Origin of the sequence: Terribacillus aidingensis (assembly GCF_900215625.1) — a bacterium.
Lineage (GTDB): Bacteria > Bacillota > Bacilli > Bacillales > Amphibacillaceae > Terribacillus > Terribacillus aidingensis.
The window spans coordinates 155,268-179,331 of the sequence record NZ_OBEK01000002.1 but is presented as its reverse complement, the minus strand read 5'-3'; the positions used below and the strand labels follow the sequence as shown (position 1 = coordinate 179,331).

The 24,064-nt window shown below is 43.7% G+C and carries 26 protein-coding genes; all 26 read right to left on the bottom strand.

Going from position 1 to position 24,064, the window contains the following annotated elements; genetic code table 11:
- Positions 1-21 precede the first annotated feature (21 nt).
- Positions 22-441 carry a flagellar basal body-associated protein FliL gene (gene fliL, locus CRO17_RS06295; protein ID WP_097040440.1) on the bottom strand — a complete coding sequence of 140 codons (420 nt, stop codon included), beginning with the start codon at positions 439-441 and terminating at the stop codon, positions 22-24.
- On the bottom strand, positions 431-649 hold the full coding sequence (locus tag CRO17_RS06290; RefSeq protein ID WP_097040438.1) for a flagellar FlbD family protein: 219 nt from the start codon (positions 647-649) through the stop codon (positions 431-433). Before CRO17_RS06290 ends, fliL begins: the two co-directional genes overlap by 11 nt.
- A 40-nt stretch (positions 650-689) precedes the next feature.
- Entirely contained in the window at positions 690-1,514 is an 825-nt protein-coding gene (gene flgG / locus CRO17_RS06285) for a flagellar basal body rod protein FlgG (RefSeq protein ID WP_097040436.1), read from the bottom strand.
- A 26-nt stretch (positions 1,515-1,540) separates the two neighbouring features.
- Positions 1,541-1,984: a flagellar hook capping FlgD N-terminal domain-containing protein gene (locus tag CRO17_RS06280; protein WP_245864678.1), complete on the bottom strand. Its 444-nt coding sequence runs from the start codon at positions 1,982-1,984 to the stop codon at positions 1,541-1,543.
- Entirely contained in the window at positions 1,981-3,378 is a 1,398-nt protein-coding gene (locus tag CRO17_RS06275) for a flagellar hook-length control protein FliK (protein WP_097040433.1), read from the bottom strand. The genes CRO17_RS06280 and CRO17_RS06275 overlap by 4 nt, the downstream gene beginning before the upstream one ends.
- A complete protein-coding gene (locus tag CRO17_RS06270) occupies positions 3,371-4,012 on the bottom strand; it encodes a MotE family protein (protein WP_179636882.1) in 642 nt (213 codons plus the stop codon). The genes CRO17_RS06275 and CRO17_RS06270 overlap by 8 nt, the downstream gene beginning before the upstream one ends.
- Position 4,013: 1 nt before the next feature.
- On the bottom strand, positions 4,014-4,460 hold the full coding sequence (fliJ, locus tag CRO17_RS06265) for a flagellar export protein FliJ (RefSeq protein WP_179636880.1): 447 nt from the start codon (positions 4,458-4,460) through the stop codon (positions 4,014-4,016).
- Positions 4,461-4,464: 4 nt separating this feature from the next.
- A complete protein-coding gene (fliI, locus tag CRO17_RS06260; protein ID WP_097040427.1) occupies positions 4,465-5,775 on the bottom strand; it encodes a flagellar protein export ATPase FliI in 1,311 nt (436 codons plus the stop codon).
- Positions 5,775-6,521 carry a flagellar assembly protein FliH gene (fliH, locus tag CRO17_RS06255; RefSeq protein WP_179636878.1) on the bottom strand — a complete coding sequence of 249 codons (747 nt, stop codon included), beginning with the start codon at positions 6,519-6,521 and terminating at the stop codon, positions 5,775-5,777. Before fliH ends, fliI begins: the two co-directional genes overlap by 1 nt.
- Positions 6,514-7,527: a flagellar motor switch protein FliG gene (fliG, locus tag CRO17_RS06250; protein ID WP_097040423.1), complete on the bottom strand. Its 1,014-nt coding sequence runs from the start codon at positions 7,525-7,527 to the stop codon at positions 6,514-6,516. The genes fliH and fliG overlap by 8 nt, the downstream gene beginning before the upstream one ends.
- Positions 7,528-7,542: 15 nt before the next feature.
- Positions 7,543-9,159, bottom strand: coding sequence for a flagellar basal-body MS-ring/collar protein FliF (fliF, locus tag CRO17_RS06245; RefSeq protein WP_097040421.1), 1,617 nt, complete (start codon positions 9,157-9,159; stop codon positions 7,543-7,545).
- 64 nt (positions 9,160-9,223) lie between these two features.
- Positions 9,224-9,523 carry a flagellar hook-basal body complex protein FliE gene (gene fliE, locus CRO17_RS06240; protein WP_097040419.1) on the bottom strand — a complete coding sequence of 100 codons (300 nt, stop codon included), beginning with the start codon at positions 9,521-9,523 and terminating at the stop codon, positions 9,224-9,226.
- A 13-nt stretch (positions 9,524-9,536) separates the two neighbouring features.
- On the bottom strand, positions 9,537-9,992 hold the full coding sequence (gene flgC / locus CRO17_RS06235) for a flagellar basal body rod protein FlgC (protein ID WP_097040417.1): 456 nt from the start codon (positions 9,990-9,992) through the stop codon (positions 9,537-9,539).
- 2 nt (positions 9,993-9,994) lie between these two features.
- The gene (gene flgB, locus CRO17_RS06230; RefSeq protein ID WP_097040416.1) at positions 9,995-10,393 is read right to left on the bottom strand and encodes a flagellar basal body rod protein FlgB; all 399 of its coding nucleotides are present in this window, start codon (positions 10,391-10,393) and stop codon (positions 9,995-9,997) included.
- A gap of 424 nt (positions 10,394-10,817) precedes the next feature.
- A complete protein-coding gene (gene codY / locus CRO17_RS06225) occupies positions 10,818-11,594 on the bottom strand; it encodes a GTP-sensing pleiotropic transcriptional regulator CodY (RefSeq protein WP_097040414.1) in 777 nt (258 codons plus the stop codon).
- Positions 11,595-11,610: 16 nt separating this feature from the next.
- On the bottom strand, positions 11,611-12,999 hold the full coding sequence (hslU, locus tag CRO17_RS06220; protein WP_097040412.1) for an ATP-dependent protease ATPase subunit HslU: 1,389 nt from the start codon (positions 12,997-12,999) through the stop codon (positions 11,611-11,613).
- Between the two features lie 11 nt (positions 13,000-13,010).
- Entirely contained in the window at positions 13,011-13,556 is a 546-nt protein-coding gene (gene hslV, locus CRO17_RS06215) for an ATP-dependent protease subunit HslV (protein ID WP_097040410.1), read from the bottom strand.
- Between the two features lie 16 nt (positions 13,557-13,572).
- Positions 13,573-14,481, bottom strand: a complete 909-nt coding sequence (gene xerC / locus CRO17_RS06210; RefSeq protein ID WP_097040407.1) for a tyrosine recombinase XerC — start codon at positions 14,479-14,481, stop codon at positions 13,573-13,575.
- A gap of 345 nt (positions 14,482-14,826) precedes the next feature.
- Complete coding sequence (gene topA, locus CRO17_RS06205) at positions 14,827-16,905, bottom strand: type I DNA topoisomerase (RefSeq protein ID WP_097040405.1); 2,079 nt, start codon at positions 16,903-16,905, stop codon at positions 14,827-14,829.
- Between the two features lie 140 nt (positions 16,906-17,045).
- Positions 17,046-17,951 carry a DNA-processing protein DprA gene (gene dprA / locus CRO17_RS06200; protein ID WP_097040403.1) on the bottom strand — a complete coding sequence of 302 codons (906 nt, stop codon included), beginning with the start codon at positions 17,949-17,951 and terminating at the stop codon, positions 17,046-17,048.
- A 62-nt stretch (positions 17,952-18,013) separates the two neighbouring features.
- Positions 18,014-18,916 carry a succinate--CoA ligase subunit alpha gene (gene sucD, locus CRO17_RS06195; protein ID WP_097040400.1) on the bottom strand — a complete coding sequence of 301 codons (903 nt, stop codon included), beginning with the start codon at positions 18,914-18,916 and terminating at the stop codon, positions 18,014-18,016.
- 18 nt (positions 18,917-18,934) lie between these two features.
- Positions 18,935-20,095, bottom strand: coding sequence for an ADP-forming succinate--CoA ligase subunit beta (sucC, locus tag CRO17_RS06190; RefSeq protein ID WP_097040398.1), 1,161 nt, complete (start codon positions 20,093-20,095; stop codon positions 18,935-18,937).
- A 199-nt stretch (positions 20,096-20,294) separates the two neighbouring features.
- On the bottom strand, positions 20,295-20,570 hold the full coding sequence (locus CRO17_RS06185; protein ID WP_097040397.1) for an EscU/YscU/HrcU family type III secretion system export apparatus switch protein: 276 nt from the start codon (positions 20,568-20,570) through the stop codon (positions 20,295-20,297).
- Positions 20,567-22,333 carry a hypothetical protein gene (locus CRO17_RS06180; RefSeq protein ID WP_097040396.1) on the bottom strand — a complete coding sequence of 589 codons (1,767 nt, stop codon included), beginning with the start codon at positions 22,331-22,333 and terminating at the stop codon, positions 20,567-20,569. Before CRO17_RS06180 ends, CRO17_RS06185 begins: the two co-directional genes overlap by 4 nt.
- Positions 22,334-22,348: 15 nt before the next feature.
- Positions 22,349-23,125, bottom strand: a complete 777-nt coding sequence (locus tag CRO17_RS06175) for a ribonuclease HII (RefSeq protein ID WP_097040394.1) — start codon at positions 23,123-23,125, stop codon at positions 22,349-22,351.
- A 78-nt stretch (positions 23,126-23,203) separates the two neighbouring features.
- Positions 23,204-24,061: a ribosome biogenesis GTPase YlqF gene (gene ylqF / locus CRO17_RS06170; RefSeq protein WP_097040392.1), complete on the bottom strand. Its 858-nt coding sequence runs from the start codon at positions 24,059-24,061 to the stop codon at positions 23,204-23,206.
- Between the last annotated feature and the right edge of the window lie 3 nt (positions 24,062-24,064).

Sequence of the window (24,064 nt, the reverse complement as noted above, 5' to 3'; positions counted from 1 at the left end):
CCGTTCCTTCTTTTCACTGGTTTATTGTAGTACCTTGTTGATCGTATACACATCATCGATCTTGCCTTCTTGCATTTCTTCATTCAGTTTTTTCTTCAGACTATCTTCCAACTCCGTTAAGCCTGTTTCAATATCTTCTTTATTCATCTTTGTCAGTTCCTTGATAACGACATTTTTCAGCTGGAACTGTCTCGCAGTCACTTCTTCTTTAGCTTTCTCGCCGTCTGTTATAAGTTGGAACTGCAGACGGACAATGCTGCCATCTTTCAAATTTGTAGTAATTTCATCTGTGGTCACAGAATGTTCAGCAAGCTCCGTTGCGGATGGTTCCTTTGTTTCCGCCTCCGAAGTAGGGCTTGTGAAAAAACTCCAAGCTGCATAGCCACCTGCTCCTAAAATGATTACGACTGATAAAATGATAATAATTAGTTTAGCGTTCATTTTTCTCCTGCTTCTCCTTTACACCGACCAGGCCAATCGTCTGGTAGAATTCGCGTATTTTTCTCGCAACCTCTATCTCAGGTTCCCGTACGATAATTTTCTTACTGGAAGTCAGTGTAATTGTCGTATCAGGAAACGACTGTATCTGCTCAATGAACAATGCATTTAAGGTAAATGTCTCTCCATTCAGTCTAGTTAACAGAATCATGTTATGAAAGGGAGTCTGGAAAACCCCCTTCACCTCCTTCTTAACGCTTCAAGTTAACAAGCTCTTCCAAAATTTGGTCAGAAGTTGTAATGATTCTTGTATTTGCCTGGAATCCACGCTGCGCAATAATCATGTTTGTAAATTCTTCAGATAAGTCAACATTGGACATTTCTAAAGCGCCGGATACTACTGTTGCTGTTCCATTTTCTCCTGGAACGGATATGCCTTCACCCAACAGACCTGCGTTTGGTGTGTTTCGATACGTGCTGTTACCGTTCTTTATCAAACCATCTGGATTGGAGAATTTGGCCAAGCCGATTGTACCTGCTTCTTCAAGTCCGCCATCCTCTGTATTGTAAGAAACTAATCCTTGAGAATTAATGCTTAGATTCGTCGCTCCTTCAGGAACTGTGATAGCATCACCAGCTGTATCTAACAAGAATAAACCGCTGCTGTTTACAAGTCTGTTTTCTCCATCCAGATAGAAGTTACCAGCTCTTGTGAATCCAATAGCAGCAGAATTCAAGTCTGTATTACCTGTTGGTGACTCAGCAACAATAAACATCCCGTCTCCCTCAAGTGCGAGGTCTAGTGTTCTGTCTGTGTTTTGACGATTCCCTTGGGTATGTACATTATCAATAGATCCTATCTTCGATCCTAATCCTACTTGACTGGCATTTGTACCACCTGTTGCAGCTGTTGGATCATTTGAAGATTTAATTTGCTGATTCATCATGTCCTGAAAAGTGATTCTGCTTTTCTTATAACCTGAGGTATTAACGTTTGCAATGTTGTTTCCAACAACATCAAGGTTAGTTTGAAAACCTTTCATACCAGAAATACCAGAGTATAGTGAGCGTAACATTCATCATCATCCTTTTCGTTATTGTTTTATTCGTTGCTAACCTTCGTTACCGCATCTGCATAGATGGACTTTCCATTAGCCAGCTCAAGAACCGCATATCCATCCTTTTGGGTAACGGCTTTCACTTTGCTTGTAATAGTGTCAGTAACTTCATCTGTTTTCTCGTCATATTCGTTATAAGTTACTTGTTTATCAATCATATGACTGTATTGGAGTACCGGAGACATGCTTGTTTGCTTACCAGCAATTGTTTGAACAGCTTCTGAAATATTCATCACCTGTTCTAAGTTAGTAAAAGTGGTCATTTGATCCACAAACTTCGAATCATCCATAGGACTTGTCGGGTCCTGGTTCTGTAATTGAACCATTAGAATTTGGAGAAAATCATCCTTATCAAGTGTAGCACTTGGTGTGCGAGTTTTTTGTGAGTCCAGATAGTAGTTAGAGTCTATAGCCCTTGTTGTCATCATATCCTTATCTCCTTCTGTTCAGATAATATATCTGCGAACGCGAAATCAGTATTCTCTCGCGCACGGTTATCTTGCTGTTCTTGCTGCTTGTCTTTTCTTTCCTCATCAGCATTATCTCGAAAACTTTGGTCAGCGTTTCTCTCTGCAGGAGACTCCTGCGGCTGGTCAACTCTTTCCAAAATACTCACTTGATGAGGCGAAAACATATGCTTAAGGCTGGATATATTAGAGTCCAGCATATCCCTAGCTTGTTTAGAAGCAGCAATTATCTGAACTGTAATCTCACCATTTTCGCGAATTAACTTAACTTGTAAATCCCCTAAATTGCCCGGACGCAGTTGTATAGACAGTTCCTTCATGCCATTTCTGTCTGATAATATGCCGCTGAATTTCACTGCTTGCTCTAGTTTTTCTACTAGCTCCTTACCTGCTTGGTGCGGCACTTGATCAGCTTGTTTTAAATGGAAGACAAGCTGTTCCTGTTTAGACATCTGGAAATTACTCACTTGCTTCGAATCTAATGGGGTGATTTCCTCTTGCTGCTGCTTTGCAACATTGCTTAGCAGTGATTTTCCGGCTGTATTAGAAGACTCAACTATACTTTGGATTACTTTTGCTGTTTCCGTGACTGTCTGCTTACCGACTGATTGCTGCAAAGATGCGGAAGCGTTACTAGGTAACTGTTTTACTATTAATTGATCTGTCGGCGCATTTTTTTTTCCAAGCTCCTGTGTTCCATTTGATTCAGAATTTGGAATTAGACCTCGTAATTTTAGCAAGGCTGTATTCGATTCTGTTTCCTTAACTGGAGCTGCTTGTCCGGTAGAAGTCTTTTGCAAGCTGACTGCTGCAGTATTGGCTTGTCGATCGCCTATGAATTCACTCAAGAATACGTGTGAAGAAGCTGCTTTTTCTTGCATTCCGTTTTTCGACACGGAGTGATTACTATCAGTGTTTATAAGATAAGATTGCAACCCTTGAAGTTCTTCTAAAAGCCCTTCAGCTGATAATTCGTTCTGATCTGCCTTTATCTCTTTAAGAATTGTCTCTGCTTTAACTTTTATTTGATCGGGCAGATAGGCAGTAAGCTTATCGGCCCCTAGCACTTGCTCCATTAATTCCCAAGCATTTTCAGGCTGGCCTTTTAGCTGCATAGATTCATTGTCTGGGAGTTTATCAAAGAATGCTTCTAAAATAACCTGTATATCCTGCTTATCTTGTACATCTAGAACTTGACTGCTCCCGGAATCTTTATTTACTGCAAACTCGGTTTGTTTATCTGTACTAACTTGCTGAAACAGATTTTGAAACAGGCTATCTCCGGAAGAAGATTGATTCTGTTGACCTTTCACAACCCCAGTTCCTGGCAGCAGCGGTGTAATTACATTATTCAACCGCTTGTCCCTCCTTCTCTGCCTCTTCTACCATGGCGCTTGTATAAGATGCAGCTGCTTCTGGATCCATTGCAGCTAGAATTGTTCCTCGCTTCTTACCAGATAGCTGTTGAAGAACACCCAACGCTTTTTCACTGTCCAGCTTGCTGATGATTTCTGCAGCCTTGCTGTCTTCCATTTTATTAAAGGAAGTTGCAGCTTCTTTATAAGGAGACGTCTCTTTTCCCTCAGCAGCTTCACTATTACTGTCAGTTGTTTGTGCTGTTGTATTACTGGCTGATTCAGCGCCGTTTATTTGATTCTTCAGTTTGAGGATTTGTTGATTTAGATCATCAATTTCGGTGTTTTTCGCATCTTCGGTTTCTTTCATCATATCAATGGTCGCTTGCTTCTCTTCCAGCTGTTCCTTCAACTTATCCACATCTGCTGAACTAGTAGCTGGTGTTGCAGTCTCTTCACTGACAAGATCTCCAATCACCGGGATCCCAGCAGCTGCTTTTGTAACAGATACGCCCGAAAATTCGAGTATTGCGACGACAAGTGCTGCCGCCAGTACAACCGGCAAGAGAAAATAAAGTAAGAATCCTTTGCCTTTTCCTTTTTTCTTTTGTTGTTCTGCTTTTTGTTTTGCCATGCTATCGTGCTCCATTTGCTAAGAATTGCCGGATTGATAGATCGTCCATCTGCTTGTTTTCTTCTTCGTGCAGTTTACGCCAAGCTTCTTGTCGTTTTTTCTCTATTAGCTTATCGATTTTCTTTACTTCTATATATGCCTCAGAGAGCAGTTCCTGCTTCTCTAACATTGCGGTGCGGGCAAATTGCACCGCGATCTGGGCCCGGTCGATTTGCCGGTTGACTGTTTCCAGAAAGGCATGATGCTCTGATAATCGCTGTATTGGAAGTGATGCCGCCAAGCCATTGGTAAGAAGTGCTTCTGCATCTTCTTTTTTCTTCAGCAATTCATATAAATTGGTTGCGGCTATTTCAAACTGTTCTTGCTTTTCAGTAAATGCTTGCTGCGCCGCTTTGCGTTCCCGGTCTTTCATGCGCAATATCTTTTCAAATACCCTCGTATCGGCCATCAAGTCATCCCTTTCCGAGCAGCTGCCGCATCGCTTCCATCGCGTCGCTGCGGCTGGTAAATTCATGCATTCCTTGCTTGAGAAATTCAAGAATCGGTTTTTGATACAAGATTGCTTCATCGATTTCTGGACTAGTTCCTTTTCGGTATGCACCGATTTGGATCAGCTCCCGGTTTTCCTCGAATAAAGCAAGCATTGTTCGCAGCCGCTGTGCCAGCTGATAATCATCTTTGTCTGTTATTTGCGGCATCACACGGCTGATCGACTTCAGAACATTTACAGCAGGAAACTGCCCTTGTTCTGCTAATTTACGATCCAGCACAAAGTGTCCATCCAAAATTCCTCGTACAGTATCTGCTATCGGTTCGTTCATATCGTCCCCATCTACAAGCACGGTGTAAAAACCGGTGATGGCTCCCGTATCATTCGTACCGGTACGCTCGAGAAGTTTTGGCAGAGCTGCGAAAACAGAAGGTGTATAGCCTTTCGTTGTTGGCGGCTCGCCTGAGGCAAGTCCGATTTCCCGCTGTGCCATTGCCACTCGTGTTACCGAGTCCATCATCAAATTGACATGCATCCCTTGATCACGGAAATATTCACAAATAGCCGTAGCTGTATATGCTCCTTTTATCCGCATGAGCGCCGGCTGATCGGAAGTGGCGACAACGATAATTGACTTTTTAATACCTTCTTCGCCCAAGTCCTTTTCAATAAATTCACGAACTTCTCTCCCGCGCTCACCGATTAGAGCAATGACATTCACATCTGCACTCGATTTGCGGGCAATCATACCGAGTAATGTACTTTTCCCAACACCGCTTCCGGCAAAGATACCTACTCGCTGTCCTTGACCGACTGTCAGCATGCTGTCAATAACTCTTACGCCCGTTTCCAACGGCTGCAGGATTCGCGGCCTTGTCATCGGGTTAGGCGGATTTCTGTCTGTCGTAAATGACTTTAATCCCTTTGGAAGCATACTTCCATCTAACGGTTGGCCTAACGGATCAATGATACTTCCAATTAAGCCATGTCCAATCTTGACTGACAACGGCTGAGCAGTGGCTTCTACTAAACAGCCTGGACCTACATCCTTTAATGGCGCAAAAGGCATGAGCAATACTTTTTCATCATCAAATCCGACGACTTCCGCCAAAAATCTTTCTCCTGAATTCGAAGAAGGATGGATGTAACATACCTCTCCAACACTTGTAACTGGTCCATGTGACTCAATCAGCAAGCCGACAACCCGATGAATCCTGCCATATCTTTTATACGTATCCATTTTGTCAATTTCATCAAAGTAACGCTGCACCATCAGGCATTTCCCTCGCGTCTAATTTCGAACAGCTTCTCTCGCAGAACGGTCAGCTGGGAATCAATGCTTGCATCAATTCGGCCATGCTTGGTTTCCAGCACACATCCTCCTGCCTGCATATCGTGCTGCGGCATTATCGAGATGTCAAAATCCTTCCCTGCCAAGACTGCCAGCTCTTCTTTCTGCTGTAAGACAAGTTCATAACATTCTGGGTGAACAAAGATGCGTACGTTGCTTCGCTCTTTCCAGTCGGCTATAGCCCCTTTTACAAGCTGTACATAACGTTCTTTATCAGCCGTCAATTCTGCATGCAAAATCTTTTCCGCCAGTTTCAGTCCTAAGGCGAGAACAGCGTCCTCGCTAGCTTCTACTGTTGCTTCATAGTCCTGCTGTGCTAAAACTGCAAGCTGCTGCGCTTCTACAAGCTTTGCCTGGTATGACTGAAGACCTTCCTGCTGTCCGGCAGTAAAGCCTTTTTGATACCCTTCAAGCTGTGCTTGTTCCACTAATTCCTGCCGATCCATTTCCCATTGTTTTTTTTGCTTTTCAATTTCTGCTTTGGCTGCAGCTAACATCTGTTCCGCTTCTGCTTTTACTTCTCGAAGGTGTTGATTCTGCAGCTCTTTTTTTGCCTGCAAATCAGCATTATGGTTTGTCTCATCCATCATTTCAAAAGCAGTTCGAATCGGTTTCAATCCAATTACTTTTGACTCTTTCACTGCAACTGATTGCCAGATATTAGACAATGATGTCATCTCCTCCGCCACGGGATATAACTATCTCGCCTACTTCCTCCAGTCGTCGAATTACAGAAACAATTCGACTTTGTGCTTCTTCCACATCTTTCAAGCGGACAGGTCCCATGAATTCCATTTCTTCTTTAAATGTCTGCGCCATTCTGTCAGACATATTTTGGAATACGATATCCTTCACTTCGTCGCTTGCCACTTTTAGAGATAGCTTCAAGTCATCATTCTCTACTTCACGTATTACACGCTGAATAGCACGGTTATCAAGCGTAACAATATCTTCGAAGATGAACATTCGTTTCTTGATCTCCTCAGCCAAATCAGGATCCTGGACTTCCAACTCTTCCAGAATGGTCCGTTCCGTACTCCGGTCTACTCCATTCAGCACTTCGACAACTGCTTGAATGCCTCCAGTTTGTGTATAATCCTGTGTTGCCGTTGCGGAAAGATTTTTTTCTAGTATCTGTTCAACATGACTAATAATTTCAGGTGATGTACTGCTCATCGTAGCAATACGCTTTGCCACATCAGCCTGCATATCTTGCGGTAATTCAGACAGAATTTGACCAGATTGTTCCGCATCGAGATAAGATAGTACCAACGCAATGGTTTGCGGGTGCTCGTTTTGAATAAAATTAAGTATTTGGGTCGGGTCCGCCTTTCGCGCAAAATCAAATGGTCTGACTTGCAAAGTGGAAGTAAGCCTGTTCATGATAGCAGCTGCCTCATCTGCTCCAAGTGCCTTTTCTAATACGGACTTCGCATAGCTAATCCCGCCTTGCGATATATAATCCTGAGCAATGGCAATTTGGTGGAATTGGTCAATAATGGACTCCTTTTCTGCACTATCTACTTTCTTAACAGAAGAAATCTCCAACGACATACGCTCAATTTCTTCTTCTGTTAAATGCTTATATACGTTCGCTGCCGTATCAGCGCCAAGAGAGATCATCAAGACCGCCGCTTTTTGTTTTCCTGTTAAACGTCCTTTCACAGCTGCCATTCCTTCATTGCTCCTTTAATCTTCAGCCATCCAGCTTCGCAATAATTTCGCAAAATCTTCTGGTGACTCTTGTGCTAATTTTTCCAATTGTTTCTGCTTCATTGTTGCTTCTGTATCCGGTGCATCGTCAATTTCTTCCACATTAATCGTCGGAGGTACAATCTCCGGCATGTCATCCATTTCACTTTCTTCCGCTCGATCTCTTCTCGAACGAATCAGCATAAAGACAAGTACCACTACAGCCACTAATAAAATACCGCCAGCGATATAAGCCCAAATTGGAATTCCTGCTTTCAATGCGTCATCAGCTTGTGTACTCGTACTCTTTGCAAATGGCTGGAACACAACAGAAATACTGTTTTCCGGATTGATCGCCTGTGCAGCTTCTGCATCAACTGATGTGGATACAATTGAATTTAGAATCGATGTAATACTTTCTTCTACTTCAGTCTGCTCTTGAGCACTCAGCTGCTGCATTTCCCCATTTTCTGCGGCTGTGTTTTTATTGCTGTCTACCGCAACCTGAATACCGATGTCTTGGATGCTGTATGGGCTCTCTGTAATTTCTTTCTTAATCTTATTAAACTCATAGTTCACGGATTCTTTTACATTGTTATAAGCGCCATCACCAGTGGTCTCTTCCTCAGCAGCGACGTTTGGAACCTCTTCTTCTCCAGTTCCAGCTACGCCCGCTTCTTCTCCAGGCTCACCTTCGTATGTTTCTGTGATGGTTTCTACACTTACTGGCAGACCTTCATTGTTTTCTTCATCAACTGGTTCAACCAATTCTTCTGTCCGTGTTTCCTGATCGAAGTTTATAGCAGTTGTGACGGATACCCGTACATTTTCAGCACCGACCATAGCTGCGAGCATTTGCTGCACACGCTGCTGAAGTCCTTGCTCTATTTCCTGCTTGATGCCCATTTGATTCGTGTAAGCATCTCCGCCGGATTGTGCTGTGTCCATGTTGATGTATTCAAAGTCTTGATTGGTAATAACAATATTATCTTCAGGAAGATTAGGTATTGTTTTTGAAACCAGGCGATACATTGCTTCCACTTGATTAGGCTGAAAATCGTATCCTGTTTCTGTGTTCAGCACGATGGAAGCTGAAGCTTCTTCCTGCTCATCGGTGACAAATACGGGATCAGTTGGCTTATTAATCATCACTTCAGCACTTTTAATACCGTCTATATTCGTCAATAATGCTGCCAGTTCTGTTTGAAGGGCATCCAGCTTGATAACATCAAATTCATTATCTGTCATGCCCCAAGATGCATTGTTACTAAAGAAGGAGTAATCAATGCTTCCCGTCTTAGGCAGTCCTTCAGCAGCCAAATCGACAAGCAATCCTTCTGCTCCTGCATCCGGCACAAGGATAGTTGTTCCATTTCCTTCTAATTCATAGCTAACACCTTTAGCGTCCAATTCTTTCTTAATCTGCCCCGCTTCTTGTGCGGACAGGTCTTTGTACAGCGGCACCATCGTTTCCTTAGTTGCAAAAAAAGATGTGATACCGATGATTAGAATAAGAAGAATTGGGGTACCTATTAGTAAAGCTTTTTGCCAAGCTGGTCTTGTTTGCCAGAAACCAGCCATTTTTTCTTTGTATTTAGCAATTTGCTGATTCATTTTGTTCCCCCAAAGCTAGGTCAAATTCATAACAACAGCATGTCTGATAAAACAAATGTTTCTGTTACATAGACATGCGCATCATTTCCGTATAAGCGTCGATTGCTTTCCTTTGCACTTGAACAGCTGCATCCATCGCTACACTTGCTTTTTGAGACGCAATCATAACATCATGCAAATTAGTGACCTCTCCAGCTGCCATTGCTTCTGTCATTTTATCCGATGCTTGCTGGGTTTCGTTTAAACTTTCAATTGCCGCCTTTAAACTCTCGGTGAAACTTGCTTGTGCTTCTCCCGGTGTAGCTTGTTTGACTGAAGATATGCCATTCAACCCACTTAATCCGCTAATTCCTTCAACTGCCATGTTTTATCCTCCTTTATTTCCCGATTTCCAATGCTTTTTGAAGCATACCTTTTGTCGCATTCATAGCTGTTACGTTCGCTTCATAGGAGCGAGTAGCACTAATCAAATCTGTCATTTCTTTTAGTGGATCGACATTGGGCATTGCGACATACCCTTCTTCGTTTGCATCTGGTGAAGTGGGGTTGTATACCATTTGGAAGGGTGTCTCATCTTCTGTAATCTCTGATACTTTAACACCGCTTGAGGCTTGCTTCCCGCCTTGTGCGCGTTCCAGAAAAGAAGAAAAGCGATTAGAATCGCGTGACTCCAGTGATACCATCTTCCTTCGATATGGGACATAATTTCCATCTTCATCAATCGTTGCCCGGGTTGTCTCTGCATTTGCGATATTAGACGACACAACATCCATTCGCAGTCGCTGCGATGTAAGTGCACTCGCACTTATATTCATAGATGAAAAAATTGTCACGATTAATTGCCTCCCTTAATAACTTTGGATAAGCTGTTGAATTTTCCGCTTATCCGATCAGCGAGCGCTTGATAATATAGCTGGTTATCGGCTAATTCCGACATTTCCTTATCTATATCTACATTGTTGCCACTGTTTGTATAGGAAGTGTCTTCCTTTTTGGTTACCTGAAAAGCTGATGAATTTTCAGAACTGCCAAAAGCGAGGTGTTTTATATTGGTACGCTTGGCTGTAAAAGCAGAATTCATTGTCTGCTCCAAGGTGTCCTTAAAGGAAACTGTTTCTGCCTTAAACCCGGGTGTATCGGCGTTCGCTATATTATTGGCAATGGTTTGATTTTTCAAATTGGCATAATCCAATGAACGATCCAATTTTTGTATCGTCCCTCCATATAGGTCCATTGTCGTCCCTCCTAGAGTGCTATGTATACTGTCGAATTAGCTCTAATGTACAGGATAATTGTATTGAAAGGAGGTACGTGTGTCTATATGTTCTGTGATAATTTTCTTATATTTTATAAAATGGTCTAAGCATACTAATCCTATATACCCATTAAAGTTACATCTACTTACAGATTTCGCAGGTTTTAAGGTATTAACTTTTTTTCATATCTGATATTAATCTACTAAACATTTCCTCCATCCTGTTTAATTCCCTTTATTTTTCTAGCTATGTGAATATATTTTACTAGAATAAGATACATCTCTCCGAATCATATGTAAGGGTTTTCTTAGAAGTTCTCTCTTTCTAACAACTTACTAGTATAAGAGTCACAGATTTAATACCAAAAAAAAGAAGCAGGCCTGAATGCCTGCTTCTTTTTGATTAACTCGTATGTTTTTGCAGCTCTACTAAGAATTTATTGTTAAGAACTTTGATATAAGTTCCTTTCATTCCTAATGAACGAGATTCAATAACGCCTGCACTCTCAAGCTTACGCAGTGCGTTTACAATAACGGAGCGTGTGATACCGACACGATCGGCAACTTTACTCGCTACAAGCAAGCCTTCACTTCCATCCAATTCTTCAAAGATATGCTCGATTGCTTCTAATTCACTATAAGACAAAGAACTAATCGCCATTTGTACGACAGCTTTGCTGCGTGCTTCTGTTTCAATTTCCGCTGATTTTTGATGAAGTATTTCCATACCTACTACTGTTGCACCGTATTCTGCCAGCAGAAGATCATCATCACTGAAGTTCTCTGCAATTCGGCTTAGAATCAAAGTACCCAGTCGCTCTCCGCCGCCGATGATTGGTACGATTGTTGTTAACCCGCCTTGGAAAAGATCTTTATTTTCAACAGGGAAAGCCGTGTATGGACTCTCGATATCAATGTTAGCTGTTGTCTGCTGAATTTGGAATAAACTATCTGTATATTCTTTCGGGAACTGTCTTTCTTCCAGCATTTGTTTCATCCGGTCATTTTCAATTGCCTGGTTAATGCTAAAGCCAAGCAGTTTACCGCGACGGCTGACGATGAAAGTGTTACTCTCAATAACTTGCTGAAGTGTTTCCGACATATTATTGAAGTTAACAGCCTTTCCTGCTGTCTTTTGCAGCATAAAGTTTATATCTCTTGCCTTATCTAATAATTTCATGTTGTCCTCCTGTGATTTATAAAATATACTGGCTTAAATCTTTGTTCTTTGCAATGGACGCCAGTTTGTCATCTACGTAACTTGGTGTAATTTCTATTGTACCCATACTGATATCTGATGCTTCAAAGCTCAAGTCCTCCAGAAGCTTCTCTAAAATCGTATGAAGACGGCGGGCACCAATATTATCGGTTTCCTGGTTCACTTCAAAAGCCACTTCTGCCAGTCTGGTAACAGCTTCGTCCGTAAACACGACATTTATACCCTCTGTTTCCAATAATGCTTGGTATTGTTTCAGCAGCGCATTAGATGGCTCAACGAGAATTTTTTTGAAGTCCTCTACAGATAGCTTTTCCAGTTCGACACGGATTGGGAACCTTCCTTGCAGTTCTGGTATAAGATCGGAAGGTTTCGCCATATGAAAGGCACCTGCTGCAACGAACAGGATGTGATCGGTTTTCACCGGACCGTATTTTGTTGTGACAGTCGACCCTTCGACGATGGGAAGAATATCACGCTGTACACCTTCACGTGATACATTGGCGCCTTGATCTCCTTTAGCAGCTACTTTATCAATCTCATCAATAAAGATAATACCAGACTGCTCTACTAACTGAACTGCCTCTTGTGAGACTTCGTCCATATCAATCAGCTTTTGCGCTTCCTGCTGGACAAGCAGCGGACGCGCTTCAGATACAGGCAGCCTGCGCTTCTTCTTTTTCTTTGGCATAAATTGACCAAGTGCATCCTGCATATTCATCCCCATCTGCTCCATGCCAGAACCTTGGAGCATATCAAACATGGATGATTGCTGTTCTTCGATTTCAATGGTTACCATTGTATCTTCCAATTCACCCATCTCAAGCATGCGCTTTGTGCGTTCACGCTTCGATTCCGTTTCTTCGGAAGTTTTTTCATCTGGCTCTTCGTGCTGCTGCTGATTGAAGAGCATTTCGAGAGGATTTTTAAAGTTGTTATGCTGCTTCTTAGTTTCCGGCACAAGCAGCTTCACAAGCCGTTTATGCGCTTGCGTTTCCGCCTTCTCTGTCACAGATCCAAGCTTGTTTTCACGTACGATTCTGACAGCAGCTTCAACTAAATCACGGACCATGGATTCCACATCACGCCCAACATAGCCAACTTCAGTAAATTTAGTTGCTTCTACTTTAACGAATGGCGCACCAACAAGCTTCGCAAGTCTTCTGGCAATCTCTGTTTTCCCTACACCTGTCGGACCAATCATCAGAATATTTTTTGGCGTTATCTCATCACGTAAGTCACTGCTCAGCATCATACGGCGATAACGGTTCCTAAGCGCGACAGCAACCGATTTCTTGGCACTCTGCTGTCCAATAATATAACGATCCAGCTGCGCTACAATTTGTTTCGGTGTCAAATTCGTCTCCATCTTAACGCCTCCTATTCCAGAGTTTCCAACGTGATTTGATCATTTGTGAATACACAAATTTCCCCAGCAATCTCCAAGGCTGCACGAGCAATTTCAGCAGCAGACTTTTCTTCGGAATATCTTTTCAGCGCACGGCCGGCACTAAGAGCAAAATTACCGCCGGAGCCAATTGCCAGAATATCGTCATCTGGTTCAATTACTTCTCCTGTTCCGGAAACGAGGAACATCTGCTCTTTATTCATGACAATGAGCATTGCTTCAAGTTTTCGGAGCACTTGATCGCTTCGCCATTCTTTTGCCAATTCTACAGCGGCGCGCGCAAGATTGCCATTATAGGCCTCAAGTTTGCCTTCAAACTTCTCAAACAGCGTAAAAGCATCCGCAACGGAGCCTGCAAAACCGGCCAGCACCTGTCCTTTGAATAGTCGTCTGACTTTCTTCGCTTTATGCTTCATGACTACTTGATTGCCAAGCGTCACCTGTCCATCTCCTGACATCGCACACGTACCCCTGTGGCGTACGGCGAAAATCGTGGTCGCATGAAATTCCGAACTCATGTCTAGTCCAACTCCTTTATTCCCGATTCGCTCTCGGATGGCTATTCATATATATCGTACGCAAACGATCTTTCGTTACATGCGTATAAATCTGTGTAGAAGATAAATGCTCATGTCCGAGCAACTCCTGCACTGCACGCAAATCAGCACCTTCATTCAGCATGTGCGTGGCAAATGTGTGGCGCAGCTTGTGCGGATGCAGGTGCATATGTACAGCGGACTGCTCAACCAATTTATTCAGAATGAGACGAATACCCCGCTCTGTTATCGGTTTTCCTCTGCTGTTCAGAAATAGTTTATCGGTGTTTTCTTGCGATTTCTCTAACAGACGGCGGCGGCCATCCTCCACATAAGTCCGGATTGCTTTCTCCATAAAGCTGCCGAACGGAATATACCTCTCCTTGCGCCCTTTCCCTCGCACTAGCACAGTTCCAATGGACATGTCGATATCATCCAAAGTCATACCAGCACATTCACTGACTCGCATTCCTGTGCCGTACAGAGACTCCAAAATAGCTTGGTCGCGCTGTCCTAAAGGCGAATCCAAGTCGGACGCATCAAACAGCTTATCAAGTTCCTGTTCATACAGAAAGCTTGGTACATAAGCCGGTGCTTTCGGCTGTACGAGACGCAGAAAAGGATTAGCTGAAACAACATCCTCGCGTTCCAGAAACTTATAAAAAGCACGCAAGCTGGATATCTTCCGGGAAACTGTTCGCCTGGAAAGCTTACGATCATATAATTGCGTTAGAAACACGCGGACAACACCAGGATCAACCTGTTCAAACTGAATTGCTTCCGTTTGAAGGAAATCAAGGAAAAAATTCACATCATTCAGATAATAGTAAATGGTATGTGAAGAAGCATGCTTCTCCACTTGCAAGTACGATTTAAACGCTTGTACGTACTGTTCTGCTTTTTTCAATTTGATCTCCCCACTTCAAGCGTATAAAGCTTACCATAACTACGAGCGCATAAGCAAACGATAAAAGCAAGTTGTGGCAAAATTCTGAATTAAAGTCCATGCAGACCAGCAAAGCTTGTGATTGCTTCTGCTTCGTTGGCGTTCATTTCTATCCATCGCTATCTATATGCATCTAGGCGCTTTGCTTGTACCTCTCAACTGTCAAGCAAAATTCCTTTCCAATCCGTTATTATAGACCTCGCGCAAAACTGTGTCAAACTATTTCCTGCATATATTCTTATTTTAACTAACTCTTAACAGTTTAAACAAAAACTCCGGCTTATCAAAAGCCGGAGTCTGCCTGCCCTACTGCTGCACTTCTTCTTTATAATCGCAGCTGGAGCATGTAATTTGTGTGCCCTTCTTCGCTTTCTTTTCAACAAGCATTGAAGAACATTTTGGACAAGGTCTGGATATCGGTTTGTCCCAGCTGAGGAAATCACAGTCAGGATAGCGATCACAACCATAAAATACTCGGTTTTTCTTCGACTTGCGCTCTACTACTTCGCCCTCTTTACATTTAGGACATGTTACACCGATTTTCTTCAGAATTGGCTTGGTATTCCGGCAGTCCGGGAAGTTGGAACAAGCGAGGAATTTACCGTAGCGCCCCATTTTATATACCATTTCATGACCGCATTCTTCGCAATCAATCCCGGCTGGTTCATCGCGAATCTCGATTTTTTCCATTTCCTGCTCGGCCTTTTCCAATCTTGTGTCAAAGCCTTTATAAAATTCATCGATGATGGTAACCCACTGTGTCTTGCCATCTTCTACATGGTCAAGATCTTCCTCCATCTTAACCGTAAATTCCAAATCGATAATCTCCGGGAAGAATTCCTTCAGAATATCAATTACAATTTCGCCTAGTTCTGTCGGAACGAAGCGTTTATTATCAAGTGTCACATAGCCGCGGCGCTGGATTGTATCCAATGTAGGTGCAAATGTAGACGGTCGTCCGATTCCCTGCTCTTCCATTGTACGTACGAGGCGTGCCTCTGTATAACGCGGTGGCGGCTGCGTGAAATGCTGATTCGGCGTTATTTCTTCCGCTTTCACTTGCATGCCTTCTTCCAAATTTGGAAGCATTTTATCTTTCTCGTCCTTATTGTCGTCGTTTCCTTCCACATAGACCTTCATGAATCCTTTAAATTTCACTTTAGATCCGGTTGCACGGAACTCGACACCTTCATTGGTTAAGTGCACAGTCATTGTATCCAAAACCGCTTGTGACATTTGGCTTGCAATGAAGCGTTCCCAGATAAGCTTATACAGTCTGAACTGGTCTCGAGAAAGGATTGCTTTCACACTATCCGGATGGCGGAAAGCAGATGTTGGACGAATACCTTCATGGGCATCTTGTGCGCCTTCTGTTTTTTTCGCCTTCGCTCCCGCTCCGAGGAATTCCTCGCCGTACGTTTCTTTAATAAAATTGGCTGATTCTTCCTTTGCTGTGTTCGAGATTCTGGTAGAATCGGTACGCATATACGTAATTAAACCAGTAATACCGCCTTCTTTTTTCCCTAAGTCGATACCTTCATACAGCTGCTGTGCAACCATCATCGTTTTACGAGCTCGGAAGTTCAACTTACGTGCTGCTTCCTGCTGCAGAGATGAAGTTGTAAAAGGAGCTGCCGGGTTACGCTTACGCTCACGTTTGTTTACTTTATCCACTTGGAAGTTATTACCGCTTAACTTACCAAGAATTTCTTGCACTTCCTCTTCAGATGCAAGGCTGACCTTCTCGCCGTCTACGCCGTAAAATGCTCCTTCAAAGCTGTTTTTACCGGATTGGAACGCTGCATCAATGGACCAATATTCCTCAGGAATGAAAGCTTTGATTTCGTTTTCGCGGTCTATAATCATTTTAACAGCTACAGATTGGACACGGCCGGCACTTAATCCCTTCTTCACTTTTTTCCAAAGCAAAGGGCTGATATTGTAACCAACAAGCCGGTCCAAAATTCGACGTGCTTGCTGTGCATCGACTAAATCCATATTGATGCTGCGCGGATGCTTGAAGGATTCTTTAATAGCATCCTTTGTAATTTCGTTAAATACGACACGGCAATCTGAATTTTCATCTATATTTAAGCTATGCGCAAGGTGCCAGGCAATTGCCTCTCCCTCGCGATCGGGATCGGCTGCGAGATACACTTTTTTCACTTTCTTCGCAGCACTCTTTAATTCTTTCAGCACAGGGCCTTTTCCGCGGATGGTAATATAGCGAGGCTCAAATGATTCCTCGACATTGATACCCATCTGACTTTTAGGTAAATCTCGAATATGTCCCATCGATGCTTTTACTTTATATTTTTTTCCTAGATATCGTTCAATTGTTTTCGCTTTTGCTGGAGATTCCACGATTACAAGATAATCTGCCATATTGTTTCCTCCCAAGAGGTTTTTCTTTTCTGTTCTCTTTTTTGTATATTGTTTGATAAATCTTCCCTATTATTGAATACTTATCTTCTGTTTGTCAAACATAACTTGCTATTTTTTGTAATAGAAGAGTTTGAAAAATGCTAGTTTCTACTATTATAGTGTGCCCAATTCGTCTTATTCTGTTCCCACTCCTCTAGCAGCTGTCCCGGTTCAAATATAATTCCAGCTCCCTCTGAAATCATTTGATGACACCCTGCAGTTTGGGCTTTGAGCGGATCACCTGGAATGGCAAAAACTTCCCTTCCTTGTTCAAGTGCATGCATCACCGTATGCATGGAGCCGCTTTGCTTTTTCGCTTCCACAACGACGGTGCAAAAACCTAGTGCGCTAATAATTCGATTGCGCTCCGGGAAATGATGCTTACGCGGGGGCTGATCGGGATAATACTCACTAATCAGCAGCTGTGATTCTGCCATTGTATCAAATAATTTCTTATTAGAAAGCGGGTAAATATGATGCAATCCGCTGCCCAGAACAGCAATTGTGCTACCGTGTACGCGCAGCGCAGCATGATGAGCCATGCTGTCTATTCCTTTGGCCATACCGCTAACAATTGTCCATCCAGCCGATGCTAAAGGCTCTAGTAAGTATGCTATTTTTCCTGGTGCAGCATGTGTCGGCTGCCGGCTGCCGACAACACTGACAGCAGGCATTTGGTCAAGCAACTCAAGTTTGCCAGCAGCGTACAGTACAAGCGGTGCATCCGGAATTGCTTGCAGAACAGCTGGGTAATCTGCATCAAAACAGGTTACGGTATGAAAGTTTTGCACAGCTTGTTCGATTGCGTACCGATGAAAAGCGTCTTGCAGTGCGCGGAATAGTTTTCCTGCAAAAGTCTCAGAGAGGTGGTAGTGCAGCCTCAATTCTTGTGAGGATGCAAGTAAGAGGTTATCCAGTTGAGGATCGCACGCGAGGATATGCCGCATGAGCTTACGCCGTCCTTGCAGCACACGATGTAACAATAACAGTCTTTCCCGTTTCTCCAATATCTCACTCCTGTCTCTAAAAAAGATAAGAAAGCGGGCCGACTGTTCGGCCCACTTTCATCTTAATGTGTCTGACAGATTTCGTACAGTCCTTTTTCTTTCAGAACTTCAATCAGCGTCTCGCCCATAACAGCAGGTGTATCGGCGACCTTCACTCCGCATGCTTCCAAAACTTTCATCTTTTCAGCCGCAGTGCCTTTTCCGCCGGAAATGATTGCCCCAGCATGTCCCATTCGTTTTCCTGGAGGTGCTGTTGCGCCGCCGATAAAACCGACTACCGGCTTTGTCATATTATCCCGGATCCATTCAGCGGCTTCTTCTTCTGCCGTACCGCCAATTTCTCCGATCATAATAACCGCTTCTGTTTCACGGTCTTCGTTGAAAGCTTTTAAAACATCAATGAAGTCTGTGCCGTTCACTGGATCTCCGCCAATACCGACAGCTGTGGACTGTCCGATACCTGCTTGTGTAAGCTGATGCACTGCCTCATACGTAAGGGTGCCGGAACGGGATACAACGCCGATATGGCCTTTTTTATGGATATAACCTGGCATGATGCCGATTTTACATTCGTCCGGTGTGATAACACCTGGGCAGTTCGGTCCTACCAGTCTTGTATGTTTGCCTTCCATTGCACGTTTCACACGTACCATATCCATAACCGGAATATGTTCTGTGATACAAATTACTAAGTCTATCTCTGCATCTACCGCTTCCAAGATAGCATCCGCAGCGAATGGAGCCGGTACATAAATAACCGAAGCAGTCGCTCCAGTTTCGTGTACAGCCTCTTTCACTGTATTATAAACCGGTACGCCTTCCACTTCCGTACCGCCTTTTTTCGGCGTAACACCCGCAACGATTCGGGTACCGTATTCGATCATCTGCTTTGTGTGGAATAGTGCAGTAGAACCAGTAATACCTTGTACGAGTACTCTTGTATCTTTGTTAATGAAAACACTCATGTATTTGTACCTCCCCCGTTAGTTTACAAGTGCAACGATTTTTTCAGCCGCATCAGCCATGGAAGCTGCGGATGTGATATTCAAACCGGATTCTTCCAACAGCTGCTTGCCTTGCTCTACATTCGTACCTTCCAGACGAACAACAAGCGGAATGTCCAGCCCGACTTGACGAGATGCACCAATGACGCCTTCTGCAATTACGTCACACTTCATGATGCCTCCGAAAATATTAACCAAGATACCTTTTACATTCTGATCCGCCAAAATGATTTTAAACGCCTCAGTTACTTTTTCTGTTGTAGCACCGCCCCCAACATCAAGGAAGTTAGCGGGATCTCCGCCATAATGCTTAATAATATCCATCGTAGCCATGGCCAGACCGGCGCCATTTACCATGCAGCCGATATTCCCATCTAAGGAAATATAACTCAAATCATATTTTGATGCTTCAATTTCTTTTTCATCTTCTTCATCGAGATCACGAAGTCCAGCGATGTCTTTATGTTTGTATAATGCGTTTTCATCAAAGTTCAGCTTAGCATCCAGTGCCAATACCTGGCCGTCGCCTGTCGTAACAAGCGGATTAATCTCGGCAATCGAGCAATCCTTCTCCACGAAAGCCTGATACAAACTCATCATGAAGCCGACAGCTTTATTTAAGGATTCTGGCGGAATATTGATTGCAAATGCCAGTCTTCTAGCTTGGTAGCCAGTCAACCCGACAACAGGGTCAATCGTTTCCCGGAAAATCTTCTCCGGTGTCTTTGCAGCAACTTCCTCGATCTCTGTGCCACCTTCTTCAGAAGCCATCATAACAATACGAGATGTGCTGCGGTCAAGAACAAGACCGATATAATATTCCTTCTGGATATCACAGCCCTCTTCTATGAGAAGCCGTTTAACTTCTTTCCCCTCAGGGCCTGTCTGGTGCGTCACCAGCGTTTTGCCTAAGATTTCCTCCGCATATGTACGAACTTCATCCAAGCCTTTCGCTACTTTAACACCGCCTGCTTTACCGCGTCCGCCAGCGTGGATTTGCGCTTTGACAACGCATACATTTGTGCCTAAGCTTTCAGCTGCTTCTACAGCTTCTTCGACACTGAACGCCACTTTACCAGCAGGAACAGACACACCAAATTCACGTAAAACCTCTTTGCCTTGATACTCATGAATATTCATTCTGTACCCTCCCCGTCAGATTCCGTGCAAGACTATTGTAAACGATTTCTTTTAGGAATGTCTACCAAAAACTATAGAAATTACAGAATCTACATAAAACGCACAAGCACATAAGAAGAAGATAGAGCAGGTTTCAAAGAAGATTTATGAAAATGTTTTCATGAGAGAATTTATGGAAGAAGCATCCTGCAAAGGATGCTTACTCTCCGGCTTGTCTGTCCGCTTTATAGATGAATGCGAAGACTTCGGCCACAGCTTCGTATAAATCTGCTGGAATTGCATCATTCACCTTTAATTCGCCTAATAGACCTACCAATGCAGGGTCTTGCTGGATTGGGACACCGTTATCTTCAGCTCGCTTGATGATAGCTTCAGCAGTTAAACCGCGCCCGCTCGCTGTCAGCACAGGGGCGTGCTGCTTCGCTGTATCGTATTTTAAAGCTGCTGCTTGGCGTACAGGATGCTTGTCTGTCATATCCGGAAATCGACTCCTCTCTGTTCGAAGGAAACGTTTGGCTTTGCAACAGCATGCTGCCCAGCTGTATTTGCTTTACCCGACAAAGAATATTTTACAGAGGAGAGGTGATAGCCGCTAGTTTCCAATGCTGCCTTCAGCTTATTCTGCAGCGGGCGCATCACACTCTCTGTTGCATCTGATTGTGTATAAATATGCAAACTAATTGCTTTTTTCTGCACGAACATATCGACTACCAACTCTTTTAATACAGGCATGTCCAAATAGAACATGATGCGGCAATGTTCTGCAGATAATTGGCCATCTGCTTCTTTTCTGCTTTCGATGTCCAGCAGCATATCCTTATTCAGACCAAACGGCGCACCTGGCAGCTGCAGCTGGATATAAGCCATTTGCTTGTCATCTTGAACTTGAAGCAGCTGACTGCCCGTAATTTGCTGCAGCAGCTGCGAAGATAGCTCTGCTTTTTCGCTACCTGCTGCATGATGCTGAAGAAGCAATCCTTTTAAAGGCAGCTCTGTTACATCAGCAGCTGCCACATCGTGTTCATAGGAAAAACCCATCACCCGCATCACGTCTTGCAACAGCACCTTAAAAAATGCACCATCTTTGCTTTGTTCATTCCGCTGTGCCAGCTGAAGGAGCTGCAGCATATCAGCAGTCTTTGCCAATAGCTCCTCATTCTTCGAATTGCTGTTTGTGAGCATTTCTTGTAAACTCTGAGCTGTTGAGACCATGTTGAACGCATCTAACGCCTTGCTTACACTGGCTTGAACATTTTGTGCTAATGGCTGATCCGGGAACATACGAAGCAGCTGCTGCGCTGTAGAAAGTGCTGTTTGTGCATTTGACTGCACTGCAGCAATCGGCTTCGCAGCTTGCTGTAGTTCTACCATAAATGATTGCAAAGCAGCCGGGAAAGGAATCTTGCTGTCCTTGGAGACGCTGTTCATGGATACCTGCTGCAGACTTTGCGTATCCATTGCTCTCATTGTCTTTGTGTCAAAATTCAGCCACTCCTCTTGCCACGTGTTATATGTTGGCGGGTTGGAAGGAAAGAATGGCCGGATCGCTTGATACGTATCCTGTTTTCCTGATTTTACTTCTTGCACGATCTGCTGCACAAGCTGTGCGCTATTTCCTGTAGCACTACCGGGCGCCAATTTACTAAGTACGTTCTGAAGAGGCAGGTTCACCTTTCCATCCGCTGGCGAATCTTGGGCCAGCTGCTGTATGGATGCTGTCAAATCCATTGTTTGACGCGCTGTGATTGCTTGCAGCACATTTGCTGATAGCGGGAGCTGCCTTTTCAGCATAACTTGCAGTGCATCTTTGCTGACTTCCATAAGATGCGGCTCCTGCTGCTGAAGAAGCTGTAAAGCTTGTTTCAACTCTGCTATTGTAAAAGAAATCTGCTGTTTTCGCAGGCCTTCTATAAAGCTGCTGGCTGTGCTGTTTACCTTATTGCCAGTAAGCTCAATTAAACCTGCAACACTGCTTTGCCTTTGCGCTGTTGGCGGAAGAACTTGCAGCAGCGGGCGCTCGCCGCCTTCTTTTACTTCAAACCAATACGTACCTCCAGCTGATAACTGCGTTTGTAATTCCGCAATTACCTGCTTTGCGCCAATTTGCAGCAACGCTTTGTTATCAGGATAAAACTTATTGATCTTGCCTGTGACAATTTCACCTGACCGCAGTGTTTTTTCTTGCAGCTGTGCTGCTTGCATAAGCTTACCAGTCGCTTGAATTGAATGTTGGTACATGCTGTCGCTTCCCTTCTAGACGCGGGAAAGTTCCTTCACAGGACCAAAAGTCGTCCGATGAAGAGGCGTTGCTCCTTGCGATTGCAAAGCTTCAAGATGCTGCTTTGTGCCATAGCCCATATTGTCTTTAAAACCATAACCCGGGTATTCTCTATCTGCATCTTTCATAAGCCGGTCGCGCGTTACTTTGGCAATAATGCTGGCTGCCGCAATACTTACGCTCCGCTGATCTCCTTTAATAAGCGATTCGTAGGAACATGACAGTGTATCCAGCGGCATGGCATCGACCAACACATGATCAGGCTGTTGTTCCATTGCCTCGACAGCTTCTATCATTGCTTGCTTTGCAGCTTGATAGATATTAATTTCATCGATCCGCTTACTGGACACAATACCTACCCCGTAAGCTGTACAAGAAGCAATTATTTGCTTATATAATGCTTCTCTTTTTGTTTCACTTAGCTGTTTGGAATCATTTAATCCAGCTATGTAGACTTCTCTCGGTAAAATAACGGATGCTGCCACGACCGGCCCAGCAAGTGGTCCTCTGCCCGCTTCGTCGATACCAGCAATATACTTTTTCCCATCTGCGTAACAAGCATTTTCAAAGCTGCACATTTCGGTGTATAACTCACGAAGCTCTTTTTCTTTCGCCTCTTTCCGTTGATGTGTCGCTATCAGCTTTTGAACACCGGTACGATGGTCTTCCTGCCAGGAAGTGAGCATCTCATTTGAGTACGTGCCTTCATGTAAATGAGTGCGTATTTGCTGAATCGTCAGTGCGTCTTTCATAAAACTATCTCCCTTTTCTTTGTTTATCGGTCAGCAAAGCAAAAAATAAAGACATACATAAAAAATATGTATGTCCAATTATTCTGCTGCTGGCTTTTCAAATGTAACATTCGCTATACGCTTACTGCGCAGGTCGCGAATAACAATTTCGTATGTTTTCTCGTAGTTAATCATACCGCCGCCTTCAAGAGCACCGCGGATACGGCCAATATGCGTAAACATCTCTATCACTTCAATATCAGCAAGATTATCGATCCCGTATCTCTCGGATAGCTGAGCCGGATAATGTTCTTTTAAATAAGAAAGGATGAATGTTGCCACTTCTTCCATCGGCAAAATCTGATCTTTGATTGTACCAATTGCAGCTAACACAAGACCTACTTGCGGATCCTCAAATTTCGGCCATAGAATCCCTGGTGTATCCAGCAATTCGAAATCCTTCTTTACTTTGATCCATTGCTGCTGCGTAGTGACACCTGGTCTGTCGCCTGTTTTGGCAATTTTCTTGCTGGCAAGCCGGTTGATCAGTGTCGATTTTCCTACATTTGGTATACCAATAATCATCGCACGGCCGGGGGGAGGATTTTGCAAGCCTTTGCGTTTCCATCTTTCCCGTTTAGCTGCATGCATGTCATGCGCCCGCTGAATAACACGCTGTACGTCACCTTTTTCATCCGCATTAACAGCAAGTGCCGGCGTTCCTTGTTCCTCGTAATAACGGATCCAAGCATCTGTGACAGATTTGTCTGCTAAGTCTTTTTTCATGAGTACAACCATTTTTGGCTTATTGCCAAGTACTTTTCTGAGCATCGGGTTTTGCGATGCTTCTGGCGCTCTCGCATCAACCAGCTCAATGACAAAGTCCACCAGCTTTAATTTTTCTTCTACTTCTCTCCTAGCTTTGGCCATATGACCGGGAAACCATTGAATCGTCACGAG

Excerpts from the sequence above, each read along its gene's own strand:
- hslU (WP_097040412.1), bottom strand. The coding sequence starts at position 12,999 with ATGGAGACGAATTTGACACCGAAACAAATTGTAGCGCAGCTGGATCGT.
- CRO17_RS06290 (WP_097040438.1), bottom strand. The coding sequence starts at position 649 with ATGATTCTGTTAACTAGACTGAATGGAGAGACATTTACCTTAAATGCA.
- CRO17_RS06270 (WP_179636882.1), bottom strand. The coding sequence starts at position 4,012 with ATGGCAAAACAAAAAGCAGAACAACAAAAGAAAAAAGGAAAAGGCAAA.
- fliL (WP_097040440.1), bottom strand. The coding sequence starts at position 441 with ATGAACGCTAAACTAATTATTATCATTTTATCAGTCGTAATCATTTTA.
- flgB (WP_097040416.1), bottom strand. The coding sequence starts at position 10,393 with ATGGACCTATATGGAGGGACGATACAAAAATTGGATCGTTCATTGGAT.
- fliF (WP_097040421.1), bottom strand. The coding sequence starts at position 9,159 with ATGAATCAGCAAATTGCTAAATACAAAGAAAAAATGGCTGGTTTCTGG.
- fliI (WP_097040427.1), bottom strand. The coding sequence starts at position 5,775 with ATGGTGCAGCGTTACTTTGATGAAATTGACAAAATGGATACGTATAAA.
- flgG (WP_097040436.1), bottom strand. The coding sequence starts at position 1,514 with ATGTTACGCTCACTATACTCTGGTATTTCTGGTATGAAAGGTTTTCAA.
- CRO17_RS06185 (WP_097040397.1), bottom strand. The coding sequence starts at position 20,570 with ATGACAGACAAGCATCCTGTACGCCAAGCAGCAGCTTTAAAATACGAT.
- hslV (WP_097040410.1), bottom strand. The coding sequence starts at position 13,556 with ATGAGTTCGGAATTTCATGCGACCACGATTTTCGCCGTACGCCACAGG.
- fliG (WP_097040423.1), bottom strand. The coding sequence starts at position 7,527 with ATGGCAGCTGTGAAAGGACGTTTAACAGGAAAACAAAAAGCGGCGGTC.
- topA (WP_097040405.1), bottom strand. The coding sequence starts at position 16,905 with ATGGCAGATTATCTTGTAATCGTGGAATCTCCAGCAAAAGCGAAAACA.
- codY (WP_097040414.1), bottom strand. The coding sequence starts at position 11,594 with ATGAAATTATTAGATAAGGCAAGAGATATAAACTTTATGCTGCAAAAG.
- CRO17_RS06280 (WP_245864678.1), bottom strand. The coding sequence starts at position 1,984 with ATGATGACAACAAGGGCTATAGACTCTAACTACTATCTGGACTCACAA.
- sucC (WP_097040398.1), bottom strand. The coding sequence starts at position 20,095 with ATGAATATTCATGAGTATCAAGGCAAAGAGGTTTTACGTGAATTTGGT.
- CRO17_RS06180 (WP_097040396.1), bottom strand. The coding sequence starts at position 22,333 with ATGTACCAACATTCAATTCAAGCGACTGGTAAGCTTATGCAAGCAGCA.
- sucD (WP_097040400.1), bottom strand. The coding sequence starts at position 18,916 with ATGAGTGTTTTCATTAACAAAGATACAAGAGTACTCGTACAAGGTATT.
- CRO17_RS06175 (WP_097040394.1), bottom strand. The coding sequence starts at position 23,125 with ATGAAAGACGCACTGACGATTCAGCAAATACGCACTCATTTACATGAA.
- fliJ (WP_179636880.1), bottom strand. The coding sequence starts at position 4,460 with ATGGCCGATACGAGGGTATTTGAAAAGATATTGCGCATGAAAGACCGG.
- fliE (WP_097040419.1), bottom strand. The coding sequence starts at position 9,523 with ATGGCAGTTGAAGGAATTAGCGGATTAAGTGGGTTGAATGGCATATCT.